The following is a 13363-nucleotide window of genomic DNA, read 5'->3' as shown; positions in this document are numbered from 1 at the left end:
AATTATACTACTGGTGGAGGAGTATCATTTGGACCAGACGGTTTGTTAAAAGGGTTGTTAGGGCTGTTAAAAGGATTATTTGGGTTGTTGAAAGGGTTGTTTCCAAAACCTCCATTTTGTGCTTCTGCAGCCGATGGACCCAGGTATTTTGCCGGACCAAAGCCAAGGATTGGCAAGAAAACATACGGGAATATGATCATACCAACGGTAAAACCTTCTGTTTTGCCAAAGCTTTTGCTTAGTAAGTTTAATGCCCAGATTCCGAATACAAAGTTTACGCAAGGGATGAGTAACCATAAAACCCAGATCATTGGTTTGCCAATAATTTCAATTAAAACAATGGTATTGTAAATAGGGATAAGAGCTGCCCAGCCTGGCTTGCCGGCTTTTTCGAACGTTTTCCACATGCCGGCAATCAGCAATACAATTATTGCCAAATAAATAATTCCGCCCACTACACCAATACCTGCGGCTAATCCGCCTCCTTCGTACTCATTCATAATTTTACTGTTTTTAAAGGTGATTAATTTAAATTGTTGAACTAAAGTAATTTTTTTAATTCAAAAACAGAATAAATAAGAAGTTAAATTATTTCAACACAACAGTGACTTTTGTTAGTAAAGCAGTTGCCCATTCGGTATACATTTTGCCGCTTGGGTGAAGTCCATCGCTTGCCACTAAAGAAGAATCTGTTGCTGCATTTCTGGATGCAGGCGTGATATTCGTATAGGTTACACCTGCTGCAAGTGTGATTTCCTGGTTTGCCCCGTTAAAACTATCAATTTCACTTGCTATAGTTTGCGGACTTTTTCCTGAGTTTTTACCAAAAGGGGTAACGCCCCAATCGGGGATAGATACCACAAAAACTTTGCTCTTATTGCCACCCGCAAAAGCAATTGCCGTTTGTAACAATTCTGCGAACTCTTTTTTGTATGTGCTGATCGGATAACCACGGTATTGATTGTTTACACCAATCAAAAGCGTAACAAAGCTATAAGTGCCGGTTAAGTTTTCCTTTTTAATGGCTGCCTGGAGCTCGTCTGTAGTCCAGCCCGTAGTGGCAATAATTTTAGGATTGGCGACGTTGATGTTTTGATTCTTTAATAGACTTTGAAGTTGATAGGGAAAAGATTCTGTTTGTTTAACGGCTTCACCAATCGTATAGGAATCGCCAAGGGCTAAATAAGTGAAATTTCCTGTTCCGTTTGATGGATTTGTAGCTTGATTGATTGCTGGCTCGTTAATCATGGGTGCTCGTTTTGTACAGCCCGAAGTTAAGAAAGAAAATAAAATGGCGCTTAATAAAATCTTCATAGGGTAATCTACGAAGTTGCGTTTGGCTTAGTTTTATCCAGCCGATTAAATCAGTTGCATTTTAAAGAGTCCGGCAATGTGGTTCTTCAGTTTACCTTTTACTTCCTCCATATCTAATTGATAACCCAATTCTTTTGCTAAAGAGGTTACTGCTTTATCATCAATACCGCAGGGAACAATATTTTTGAAATAATCTAAATCCACATTTACATTAAAGGCAAAACCATGCATGGTAACCCAACGGCTGCAACGAACGCCCATAGCGCATATTTTACGGGCTTTTTCGTTATCGGCATCTAACCAAACCCCGGTAAAGCCAGGATAACGTCCCGCCTCTATCCCGTAATCATTTAAAGTAAGGATAACAGCTTCTTCCAGAGTACGCAGGTATAAATGGATATCAGTAAAGAAATTATCCAGATCAAGAATAGGATATCCTACAATCTGCCCTGGGCCATGATAAGTAATATCGCCACCGCGGTTAATTTTATAATAGGTTGCTTTTTTTTCTTTTAATCCCTGTTCATCCAATAATAAATTTTCAGGATGTCCGCTTTTACCCAGAGTATAAACGTGTGGGTGCTCGCAAAATACAAGGTGGTTTGGAGTAGGCTTATTGGTGTTATTTACACGGTTTTCGGTTTTAATGGCTACCGTTTTATTTAACAAATCTTCCTGTTTATCCCAGGCTTCCTGGTAGTCTGTTAAGCCCCAGTCTGCAAAAATAGTTGGTTTTAAACCTGTTGCAATTGCTTTTTCCATTGTCTCGTTCATCTCCATTTATATTAAGAATTGCTGGCTACATAGCCTAACATGTAACCGTCTTTTGTTTTAAAGTAATTAATGGTCAACTCTCGCGTACCGGCTGGCAATTCTACCAGTGCATTTAATGAACCTTCGTTTCTTAGCTTAAAAGGTTTAATGTGGATATGCTGTTTAAACTCCAGTCCTTTTTTGCCATGCCACTTATAAATGGCCTCTTTAGCACACCAGGCTACGTATAAGCCATCGGTATTATCTCCAATTTGCCTTTGGGCAAGTTCTACATCACTCAAAAACTTGTGTTTAATGCTTTTTATTTTATGTTTAATCAGTTCAATATCCACGCCAACAGGATGATCTTTGCTGATCATTACCGCTGCATAATCGTAAGAATGGCTTAAAGAAATATGGTAATCGAAATTAACCAGATAGGGTTTACCATGTTCATCAAACTGGCAGTCAATATACTCGTTAGTATTTAGCATTGTTCTCAACAGCAGCCTCGTACTTAACCAGTGCAGTAACCTTTTGCCACTGTTTAATGATGAAATAATATCATGTTCATGCTGCTTAAGTTGCAGTCCGGCCAACAATTCTTCTTCTGTTTCCTCAATTTTCCAAATTGCTAAAACAGAATGCTGATCAATATTTTTGTGGTAAATTATTGGCATTGATTAAATTGGAGATTACATGCAAAATTATCTTAAATAAATGATAATTTAGGCCAAAAATACGCATAAAAATGATATTATCTGATAGCAGGATATTAGAAGAAATTGAGAAGGGTACAATCATCATCGAACCTTTTAAACGCGAATGTTTAGGCACAAACTCTTATGATGTTCATTTAGGGAAATACCTGGCCACCTATAAAAGCCGTGTGCTGGATGCTAAAGCGCATAACGAAATTGAGCATTTCGAAATTCCTAAAGATGGCTTCGTTCTTCACCCAGGTGTTTTATATCTGGGCGTAACGTTAGAATATACCGAAACACATCAACATGTCCCGTTTTTAGAAGGAAAAAGCAGTACCGGCCGTTTAGGCATCGATATCCATGCTACGGCAGGTAAAGGCGATGTGGGTTTCTGCAACACCTGGACACTAGAGATTTCAGTAGCACAGCCGGTTAAAATTTACGCCGGAATGCCTATTGGTCAGCTGATTTATTTTGCAGTTGAAGGCAATATCGAAACCATGTACAACTCAAAAGGAAACGCCAAATACAATAATAAAACCACAAAGCCCGTTGAGAGTATGATGTGGAAGAATAAGTTTTAAAATTTGTTTAATCGGTTAGTTGCCTGTAACTGATTGAAAGCTGACCTCTTATACTGTAAAGTGCTGTGCACTGCTCATTTTCTCTTAATAATAACGAATAGATGTTTTAGTTTTTGGAAATGAAAGCATTTCATAGATACTGTAGCCCTGCCATCCGCTTTACTTAGTTGCAGCACTACGTGTTTGCTCCTGTCAGGTTTAGCTAACATTGGTTTGCTTCAGGGCACCAAACTTTGCATCTAAACCCGATTGCCGGGGAGAGCTTCCGGTCCTTCATCGGAACTCGTACCAAAAAGCGGGACTGAAAAAGCCAAAAGCACAGGACCAATCATTTTCTAACATTATACAAGACTTTTATGTTTTGGAAATGAAACGGCAGTATTTCATAGATACTGTAGCCCTGCCATCCGCTTTACTTCGTTGCACTACGTGTTCGCTCCTGTCAGGTTTAGCTAACAGCGGTTTGCTTCAGGGCACCAAACTTTGCATCTAAACCCGATTGCCGGGGAGAGCTTCCGGTCCTTCATCGGAACTCGTACCAAAAAGCGGGACTGAAAAAGCCAAAAGCACAGGACCAATCATTTTCTAACATTATACAAGACTTTTATGTTTTGGAAATGAAACGGCAGTATTTCATAGATACTGTAGCCCTGCCATCCGCTTTACTTCGTTGCACTACGTGTTCGCTCCTGTCAGGTTTAGCTAACAGCGGTTTGCTTCAGGGCACCAAACTTTGCATCTAAACCCGATTGCCGGGGAGAGCTTCCGGTCCTTCATCGGAACTCGTACCAAAAAGCGGGACTGAAAAAGCCAAAAGCACAGGACCAATCATTTTCTAACATTATACAAGACTTTTATGTTTTGGAAATGAAACGGCAGTATTTCATAGATACTGTAGCCCTGCCATCCGCTTTACTTCGTTGCACTACGTGTTCGCTCCTGTCAGGTTTAGCTAACAGCGGTTTGCTTCAGGGCACCAAACTTTTTATCTAAACCCGATTGCCGGGGAGAGCTTCCGGTCCTTCACCGGAACTCGTACCAAAAAGCGGGACTGAAAAAGCCAAAAGCACAGAACCGCTCATTTCCAATTAAGATAAAACATTTCTTTACGAAATGAGGAAGCTTATTTTACACTCCGTTCTTGTGCCTCGCAGCGCATTTGATTCTAATCTTAATACTGAATTAACATATTTTAAACTTTTTTTATACCTTGATGCAACGTTTTAAAATCCCTTATGTCTTATAATCAGAATATTCGAAATTTTGGAAGCCGTATACATCGATAAAAACCTGGAACTTGTAAAAAAATGCATGCAGGGCAGCCGCGCAGCACAGTTTGAATTGTACAAGCTGTATGCAAAGGCCATGTATAATGTGGCGCTGCGCATTTTAAATTATGAGGAAGAGGCGGAAGATGTTTTACAGGAAGCATTTTTAGATGCCTTTACCAGAATTGTTGATTTCAGGCAGGAAACTACCTTCGGGCTTTGGTTAAAGCAGATTGTGATTAACAAATCCATCAATTACCTGCGTAAACGCAAGATGGAATTTGTAAATACTGAAGAAATATCTGAAATACCGGATGAAGATAGTTTTGATGACAGTGAAGTGCAGTTGCAGGCCGAAGAAATAAGACAGGCCATTACCCAATTGCCAGACGGTTACCGGGTAGTATTGAGTTTATACCTTTTAGAAGGTTATGACCATGAAGAGATTGCACATATTTTAAAAATAAGTGAAAACACTAGCCGTACACAGTACATGCGCGCTAAAAAGAAGTTAAAAAGTATTTTAGAAACGAAAGGGATGAGAGATGAATAATAGATTAGAAACTTTTGTAAAAGAAAACCGTAAAGCTTTCGATATCATGGAGCCGCCGGCAGGGCTTTGGGCAAAGATTGAACAGGAATTAGATACAAAAAATAAAAAAAAACCAGTAAAGCTTTATTTATGGATGAGTGCTGCAGCAGCCATCGTAGTGGTTTTCGGTTTAGTTTGGCTGTACGCCGGAAGGTTGCAAAACAAAGATTTAGAAATAGCCGACGTTAGCGCTTCGTATGCAAAAAAAGAAGTCCACTTTGCTGGGTTGATTACCGAAAAAAGGGATAGTTTGGCTATTTTCGCTTCAGCAAACCCTGAATTATATAAAAAATTTACTGCCGACCTGAGAAAGCTTGATGAAGATTACGAAAGGTTAAAAGCAGAACTGCCAACCTCGCCCAACCAAACTTTTGTGGTAAAAGCTATGGTAAAAAACCGCGAAATACAGTTACAGTTATTAAAACAACAATTATTGATTATTAACCAGGTTGACGATTACAAAAGGGTTAACCAGATTTAAGCTGAAAGCAGCAAAAGTGAAATTATTTAATAGCAGAATCAGGCTTGATACCCGATTCACGCAACTTGATACTAAGAGGGGAACGCTCACTACATCGAAAGTTTATGTACCAGCCGGCAGGTTTTAAGCGAATAGGTGTTTAAACAATTAACAACATGAGAACAATAAGAATATTTTTAGCCATTATGGCTTTAATTGCCGTAAAAACCAATGCACAAGAAGGGGCGGTAAATAGTCCATCAGAGAAAGTAGTTGTAGAAAATTTAGAAAAATCATCTATGGTAGCGATGGTTAATACTTCAAGGTATAAACAAGCGGGTGGCGATGCCGAACGCTCAAAATCTTTTAGCAAAAGTTTTAATATAGATAATAACGATAAAGTTAGTTTAAATAACCAGTATGGATCTATCGTAATTAAAACCTGGGACAAAAAAGAAGTACGTGTGGATGTAGATATTAAAGCTTACAGCAGTTCGGATAACGATGCGCAAAAACTGATTGACGGGATAAGTATTGATGCGACCAAAAACGGTGATGTCGTTACTTTCAGAACGAATATGGGTGATAGAAACGGACGTTATGGCCGTGGGGTGAAAAATGGAGTAACCACTTGGCGGAGGGAAGTAAAAGTAAACTACGTGGTGTATATGCCAGCAGTAAATCCCTTAACGGTTTCACAAGAATATGGCAATGTAGAATTGGGTAATTTTTCCGGTCCAACTTCTTTAAAGGTAGAATATGGTAATCTGGTGGCTGGGAGTTTAAGCAACGTAAATAACTACATCAATGTTCAATATGGTAAATGCGATATCCAGGACCTGAATGCTGCAGTGGTAAAACACGAATATAATGGCCCGGTAACCATTGGCGCTGTGGGTACTTTACAACTTGACGCAGAATATGTTGCTGTAAATATCAATACGATCAGGAAATCGGCTGATATTAAAGTGCAATATGGCAAAGGTTTAACCATTGGCACTATTGGTGGGAACCTTCTTTTAAATGCAGAATATGCCAAAGTAAATATCAACACGGTTAAAGGCAATACGGTTGCTAAACAGGCCTATGGCGATCTGAATATTGCATCAGCGGGTAAAATTGCGGTTAAAGCAGAATATTCGAATGTTACTTTAGGCACACTTAATGGCGATGCGAACATCGACATGGATTATAACCGGTTAAATGTGAGCGAAATTACCCCTGCCTGTAAAAACTTCACTTTCGGAGGCGAATATGTGAGTATTGGATTGGGCTTTGCAGATCGTTATAATGGGAATTTCAATGTTTCTACTTCGTATGCCGGATTTAAATATGGTTCAAACGTAACGTCAAGTTTGGTAAGCAAAGATGATGAAACCAAAAAATATAGCGGCAAGATTGGTGGCGGTGGTGCTGCAACCATATCCATCAAAACTGAATATGGTTCTGTTACCTTTAAATAAGATTTTCTAAACCAAACAAATGTTAAAGTCCTGCCCTATTGGCGGGACTTTTTTTATATTTAATGCTAATGAAAACTTATTTGATTCTGCTGCTCTCTGTTTTTTCTTTTACAGCATTGGCGCAAGATGCTCCAGTTAAATGTGCCACGCAGGAAACTTTCTTCGAAGATTTAACGGGTAAAGACTTACCCTCTTTTAATGGTTTAACCATTAATAAAAAGCCGTTCTCCACTACCGATTTAAAAAACCAGGTAGTGGTCATCAACTTTTGGTTCGAAAAATGCCCCCCATGCATTGCTGAAATGCCCGAATTAAATAATTTGGCGGCGAAATATGGCAAAAAGGCGGTAAGGTTTATAGGCATTACACACGATGCCCCTGCAAGCGCTAAACGTTTTCAGAAAAAGAATGGCTATAGATACGAGATTGTATCTTTGAGTAAGGATGAAATCCGCAGGTTAAATATCAACCATGGTTTTCCATCGAATATTTTGGTTGGCAAGGATGGAAAGATTATTTATGCCACAGCCAATATTTCTTTTTCTGACCCACAGTTTAAAGCTAAGTCAGTGCTTTTTGAGGAGAAATTAAAAACTGAGTTAAACAATTAGTCGGAATTATGGAAGGTCCCAAATCGTGAATTGAACGGAGTACAAAATTCTGGAGCGGTCGTTATCTCGATTAGATAGCTATTGGATGAAGTGCAAAGAAATAGAGAGATCTTCGTCCGCTTCGGTATTAAATATGGGGAAGAAAACCTAAAGCACATATTCGTCATTAATCGGCTTAACGGGCTCCGGAATCTCTTCTTCTTCGAGCATCTGCAAAAGATTGATCTCTATCGTTCTGGTAATCTGGTTAAGCGGAATGCCTGCAGAATTGTTTTCGAAAGGGTTAATCAAACTCATTCCGTTAACCTGCGTAGATACAAAGACGAAACCGATTAACCAGCCTAAAAATATGGCTGCCGGCCCTGCATCCTGACTGATTACGAGGGTAAATGTTACTACAAATAACCAGATAAATACTTTAGTAAGATAGGTATAGGTTGTGGGGAATATGGTATTTTTAATGCGCTCGCTCATGCCCATAGAATCAGAAAATCTGGTAAGCATCTCATTAATCTCGATAAAACGGAAGCCATCAATAGCATTTGATTTTGATAATTTTTGTAAATCTCTGGATTGGATATTTAAAATGGCGTTATGCTTATTGTTATGTTTTTTTATTTCCTGTAAATCTGCCTCAGTTAAATATTTGGTGTAAATTTCGTCTACCGCTCCCCTCAAATTAGCTTTTAAAGCGTACAAGAATGCAATATGCCTGTAAATCATACGTTTTACACTTTCTTCATCTTCATCAACATAATTGAGCAAAGCCCGTGCATAGGAGCGTGAATCATTTACCAGGGCTCCCCATATTTTTCGTGCTTCCCACCACCTATCGTAAGCCTGGTTATTGTTAAAACCAATAAAAAAAGCAATAGCTGTACCTAAAACTGTTGGGATGATGGATGGAATGGAAAAATGATGCGCAATTAAATATTCACGTACAAAGTAAGCTACAGTACAAGAGGCAATCATGATCAGATCAACGTGCCACGTATTCCTTAAAATTCTACTTAACCTAATGTTTTGTATTAAAAGCATATAATCTGAAGGGAGATAAATTCGTTACGGATGAAAATACAAAACTAAAGCCGAAAAGTTTGATAATGTAACAAATTAAATGACAAAAGGTACAGGTTGCCAATTGTCATTCAAATGTTTATCTTGGGAAACCAAATATTCTAAATTACATATATGAGCGACAATTTACCCAGGAACAATATCTTTAAAGTAATCGGTGCATCATCTTTAGGAACACTGATTGAATGGTACGATTTTTATATTTTTGGTAGCCTTGCGGTTATCATTGGTCATCAGTTATTTCCGGAAGATGCTGGTGCATCAGCCTTAATCAACACCTTGGCTATTTTCGCTGCAGGTTTTATTGTTCGTCCATTTGGGGCACTGGTTTTTGGCAGGCTTGGCGATTTAATCGGCCGGAAATATACTTTTTTACTTACTTTGGTACTAATGGGTGGATCGACATTTTTTATCGGTTTAATTCCCTCTTATAAAAGCATTGGTTATGCTGCACCAATTTTGGTTTTAATATTAAGGTTAATCCAGGGTTTGGCTTTAGGTGGCGAATATGGTGGTGCCGCAACCTATGTAGCAGAGCACGCACCCAAAAACAAACGCGGTTTTTTTACCAGCTGGATCCAAACTACCGCAACATTGGGTTTGTTCCTTTCGTTAGGGATTATTGTCATTACGAAAAATATTTTAGGTGCCGAAACTTTTGGCGATTGGGGGTGGAGAATCCCTTTTCTATTATCGATCGTATTGGTTGTGGTTTCAATTTATATCCGCATGAAAATGCACGAATCGCCGATGTTTTCTAAATTAAAGGCTGAAGGAAATGTCTCAAAAAATCCACTGAAAGAGAGCTTTAATAACAAGGCGAATTTTAAAATGGTGCTCCTGGCGCTGTTTGGCGCTACTATGGGGCAAGGAGTAATCTGGTATACCGGACAGTTTTATGCACAATCATTTCTAGAGAATACCTGTAAGCTGGATTTTAACGATTCAAGATATATTTTACTCTGGGGAATTGCTTTTGCTACTCCTTTTTTTGTGGTATTTGGTGCCTGGAGTGATAAGGTTGGCCGGAAATGGATCATGTTAAGCGGTATGCTTTTGGGCATTCTTTTTTATCGCCCCATTTATCAAATGTTTTTGGATGATACCGATTATACAAAAGTTGAACAGACTGATATTTTATCTGCTAATCCGGCTCAGGTAACTTCTCTTTTAATTGCGAATTCAACCGATAGTTTACGGACGATTTCTACTAAAGTAATGCTTAAAAATGGTGCTTCCTTTAACAGGGTGCAAATCGATACCGTTTCTCAAACCAAAGGGATTCTTTCAGGCAAAGAAGTAATAAAAGACAAAGTTTTACCTACGCCGGTATTCTGGAAATTTGTTGGCTTAATTTTCTTCCAGATTCTGCTGGTAACCATGGTTTATGGGCCAATTGCTGCTTTCCTGGTAGAGTTATTCCCAACTAAAATTAGATATACCTCTATGTCGCTTCCTTATCATATCGGTAATGGTGTTTTCGGAGGGCTTGTACCTTTTATTGCAACGCTAATTGCAAGCTTTTCTGGCTCTACACCATTATCAGGCCTTTGGTATCCGATAGGCATAGCTGCGTTGAGTTTGGTTATTGGCACCATTTATTTATCGAATAAAAGAGACGAGAATATTAACGATTAGAAGAAGATGAATACGTTAAAGAAATTTTTAGGACTGATTTGGATGGTTTTAGGACCATTAACAATGACTTTTTTGTTTATCCATGCGATTGATAAAGTGGGCTTGGCCCATACAGATATTGAACGGACAAATACCATTCTGCAGTGGGCAATTATCCTGTTTATTTTTCTCCCGATTAGTTTGGGGTTGATGATATTTGGCTTTTATGCATGGAAAGGTGAATACGATCACCTGCCAGAAAGTTCTGAAGAATTATAGTTTATACTTCTGTTGCAAAGAATGGCTTAATTAATTCGAATTGCGGTTAATGTTTTTTAATGATTGGTAAACCAACTGTGCGATTGCTTTGGCGCCTTCGGGTTGGAAGTGGGTATTGTCTTTTTGCCCTTTTGGATAAGCTTCATATTTCTCCGAATCTAAATTCATAAAATAATTTTTGCTCACAAATTCGTTGCCTTTGGTGGTGAAAAATTCAGCTGAAAGTAAAGTAAGATCAATTATGGGCACATTTAATTCTTTCGCCACATCCTTTACTGCCTGAGGATATTCGCCATGTGCGCTGCCTAGTTTACCGTCTTTCCATGGGTAATTACGGGTAACTGGTGTAATGAGGATCGGTAAAGCACCTTTTGCCCTTGTTTCTTTTACATACATCCTTAAAAAATCTTTATATCCCGGAATATCTACATAACGTTCAGGTTTGTCTTTCGCTGCATCGTTATGTCCAAATTGGATCAATACAAGGTCATTCTTTTCCAGGGTTGATAAAACATCTTTCCACCTGCCCTCTTCGAAAAAAGTCCGGGTGCTTCTGCCGCCTTTTGCTTTATCAACAACTAAAGCGCTATCACTTTTAATTAGTTTGTTTAATTTTTTTAAACTGTCTTTTGTTAAAAACTGTTGAAAAACCTGTCCCCAACCAGTAATGGGATATTTCTTCTGCATGTATCCCTCATCCAAAGTATAATCTGCAACCGTAGAATCGCCGATCAAATAAACTTTAACAGGCTTAGGTTTCATGATGAAAGACATTAGTAAAATAGCACCAAATGCTGCGATAAGAAATTTATATTTTTTCATCATATTTTATTTTAAAGGTTGTACGCGGAACCAATCATATTCTGCGATGCCTGAGTCATTTGTTTGGGTATCTCTAATAGCAAATAATCCCATTTTTGCACCGATCCATTGCCCGGCAGTGGCTTGAAATTCATCACCAACATTAGTGAAATTTATGCCATCTTCACTATAACTGAACTGGCATTTTGCACCTGCAGCAACTTTTACGCGAAAATAAACCAAGCCCGATTTCAGCCTGGCAATTTCTTTTTCATTCTCTGCTTTTCCCTTATCCGCATTCTGGCAAACACCATATATGAGGTATAATCCGTCTTTTTTGCTTTTGATACTCATTTGTGCATAATTGCGTCCCATGATTACTAAACCCGTTTTTTCACCATTCAATTTTGGATTAGGTTTAAAATTGAGTTTCGTTGTTGCCATAAATTCATCGGCAGGGAATTTCTGCATCAACAGGTTCGGAACGTCCCAAAGATTTTTAGCCTCATCGGGAATTTTTGCCGTGTATAATTTTAACAATCCCTTATCTGCATCAGTAAATAACCAGGTCGGCTGCGGATTGGCCTGCCATTGCCACTGCAAACCTAATTTTACTGTACCAAATTCATCACTTTCTACAGGTGTTTCAATTAGGTAAACCTTCCCTACATTTGGTTTTTTGTAGTTAGCTACTGGTTCACCTTTTCCGTCTCCATCTGCATCGAGGCCGATAACCGGCCAGTTATTGATCCATTTCATGGGTTGAAGATGTATTACCCGGCCATAAGCGTCTTTATCCTGAAAATGCAGGAACCAATCTTCACCGGTTTGTGTGTTTACCCAGGCACCTTGATGTGGACCGTTTACCGCAGATTTTCCCTGATCCATGGCTACTTTTCTTTCATAAGGGCCATAAATATTTTTACTTCTTAGAATCAATTGCCAGCCAGTGGAAACGCCACCAGCAGGTGCAAACAGATAGTAATAGCCATTGCGTTTATAAAATTTTGGGCCTTCTATGGTGGGGTCGAGCTCGTGCCCATCATAAACAATTCTACCCGTTTCTGTCGCTTTAGAGCCATCGATGGTTAATGGCATAATCGCCAATAAACTTTTAATGCCTGCACGACTACCTGCAAAAGCATAAGCCAGATAAGCTTTGCCATCCTCATCCCAAAATGGGCATGGATCAATCAATCCTTTCCCTTCAGCAACCAATTTAGGTGCAGACCATTCGCCGGTTATGGTTTTAGCCTTGGTTAAATATATACCAAAGTCGGGATCCGGGTAATAAATGTAAAATTCGCCATTATGATAACGGATAGCCGGCGCCCAAACACCATTGCCATGTTGTGTCTTTTCGAAATGCTCGAATGGAGGCTGACGTTTTAAAGCGTGACCGATGATTTTCCAGTTAATCAGATCTTTCGAATGCAAAATCGGTAATCCGGGTATGGCATCAAAACTGGAGGCGATCATATAAAAATCGGCACCCACACGGATGGCGTCGGGATCGGAATAATCTGCATTGATTACCGGATTTCTATAAGTTCCATTACCTAAATCAGACACCCAAACTTTAGAAACATAACGGTTATCTGGCGTTTGTTGGGCAAAGGCATTGATGCTAACACTTAAAAATAGGATTGAACTGTATAGATATTTCATCTTACAATGATTTTTTTTAATATTTGGTTTTATGTATTGCCCGCGCAGGCGGGAATCTTAATGCGGCTTGTGGTTGGCATCAAGATTCTCAATTATTTGGGCATCAAGATGCATCTATTGCCTGTCAACAAGATTAAGCGTTTTTTTATTTTCAGGCAAGCTGATACTGTGC

General features: G+C 39.0%; 14 protein-coding genes. 7 read left to right on the top strand and 7 right to left on the bottom strand.

The window, feature by feature from the left end:
- Positions 1 to 2: 2 nt before the first annotated feature.
- From FFJ24_RS20630 to FFJ24_RS20615, 4 genes are all read right to left on the bottom strand, one after another.
- On the bottom strand, positions 3 to 500 hold the full coding sequence (locus tag FFJ24_RS20630) for a DUF5684 domain-containing protein (RefSeq protein WP_138819036.1): 498 nt from the start codon (positions 498 to 500) through the stop codon (positions 3 to 5).
- 88 nt (positions 501 to 588) lie between these two features.
- Positions 589 to 1314 (bottom strand): SGNH/GDSL hydrolase family protein, encoded by a 726-nt coding sequence (locus tag FFJ24_RS20625; protein WP_138819035.1) that lies wholly within the window; start codon positions 1312 to 1314, stop codon positions 589 to 591.
- 45 nt (positions 1315 to 1359) lie between these two features.
- A complete protein-coding gene (gene lipB / locus FFJ24_RS20620; RefSeq protein ID WP_246862671.1) occupies positions 1360 to 2088 on the bottom strand; it encodes a lipoyl(octanoyl) transferase LipB in 729 nt (242 codons plus the stop codon).
- An 11-nt stretch (positions 2089 to 2099) separates the two neighbouring features.
- Positions 2100 to 2747, bottom strand: coding sequence for a 4'-phosphopantetheinyl transferase superfamily protein (locus FFJ24_RS20615; protein ID WP_138819034.1), 648 nt, complete (start codon positions 2745 to 2747; stop codon positions 2100 to 2102).
- A gap of 71 nt (positions 2748 to 2818) precedes the next feature.
- Here FFJ24_RS20615 and dcd point away from each other — a divergent pair, with 71 nt between their 5' ends.
- From dcd to FFJ24_RS20590, 5 genes are all read left to right on the top strand, one after another.
- On the top strand, positions 2819 to 3355 hold the full coding sequence (gene dcd, locus FFJ24_RS20610; protein ID WP_138819033.1) for a dCTP deaminase: 537 nt from the start codon (positions 2819 to 2821) through the stop codon (positions 3353 to 3355).
- A gap of 1263 nt (positions 3356 to 4618) precedes the next feature.
- Entirely contained in the window at positions 4619 to 5176 is a 558-nt protein-coding gene (locus FFJ24_RS20605) for an RNA polymerase sigma factor (protein WP_210419406.1), read from the top strand.
- Positions 5169 to 5696: a hypothetical protein gene (locus tag FFJ24_RS20600; RefSeq protein WP_246862670.1), complete on the top strand. Its 528-nt coding sequence runs from the start codon at positions 5169 to 5171 to the stop codon at positions 5694 to 5696. The genes FFJ24_RS20605 and FFJ24_RS20600 overlap by 8 nt, the downstream gene beginning before the upstream one ends.
- A 155-nt stretch (positions 5697 to 5851) precedes the next feature.
- Positions 5852 to 7138: a hypothetical protein gene (locus FFJ24_RS20595; RefSeq protein WP_246862669.1), complete on the top strand. Its 1287-nt coding sequence runs from the start codon at positions 5852 to 5854 to the stop codon at positions 7136 to 7138.
- 68 nt (positions 7139 to 7206) lie between these two features.
- Entirely contained in the window at positions 7207 to 7749 is a 543-nt protein-coding gene (locus FFJ24_RS20590; RefSeq protein WP_168202514.1) for a TlpA disulfide reductase family protein, read from the top strand.
- Between the two features lie 147 nt (positions 7750 to 7896).
- Here FFJ24_RS20590 and FFJ24_RS20585 read toward each other — a convergent pair whose 3' ends face one another.
- Positions 7897 to 8787: a bestrophin family protein gene (locus tag FFJ24_RS20585; RefSeq protein WP_138819030.1), complete on the bottom strand. Its 891-nt coding sequence runs from the start codon at positions 8785 to 8787 to the stop codon at positions 7897 to 7899.
- Positions 8788 to 8940: 153 nt separating this feature from the next.
- Between FFJ24_RS20585 and FFJ24_RS20580 the strand changes: the two genes are divergently transcribed.
- Both FFJ24_RS20580 and FFJ24_RS20575 read left to right on the top strand, forming a co-directional pair.
- Complete coding sequence (locus FFJ24_RS20580) at positions 8941 to 10464, top strand: MFS transporter (protein WP_138819029.1); 1524 nt, start codon at positions 8941 to 8943, stop codon at positions 10462 to 10464.
- Between the two features lie 6 nt (positions 10465 to 10470).
- The gene (locus FFJ24_RS20575; RefSeq protein ID WP_138819028.1) at positions 10471 to 10722 is read left to right on the top strand and encodes a DUF6814 family protein; all 252 of its coding nucleotides are present in this window, start codon (positions 10471 to 10473) and stop codon (positions 10720 to 10722) included.
- Positions 10723 to 10752: 30 nt separating this feature from the next.
- Here FFJ24_RS20575 and FFJ24_RS20570 read toward each other — a convergent pair whose 3' ends face one another.
- A complete protein-coding gene (locus FFJ24_RS20570) occupies positions 10753 to 11547 on the bottom strand; it encodes a rhamnogalacturonan acetylesterase (RefSeq protein WP_138819027.1) in 795 nt (264 codons plus the stop codon).
- Positions 11548 to 11550: 3 nt separating this feature from the next.
- Complete coding sequence (locus FFJ24_RS20565) at positions 11551 to 13191, bottom strand: glycoside hydrolase 43 family protein (protein WP_138819026.1); 1641 nt, start codon at positions 13189 to 13191, stop codon at positions 11551 to 11553.
- Positions 13192 to 13363 lie beyond the last annotated feature (172 nt).

Origin of the sequence: Pedobacter sp. KBS0701, from assembly GCF_005938645.2 — a bacterium.
GTDB lineage: Bacteria > Bacteroidota > Bacteroidia > Sphingobacteriales > Sphingobacteriaceae > Pedobacter.
This window is presented reverse-complemented; position numbering and strand designations above follow the sequence as displayed.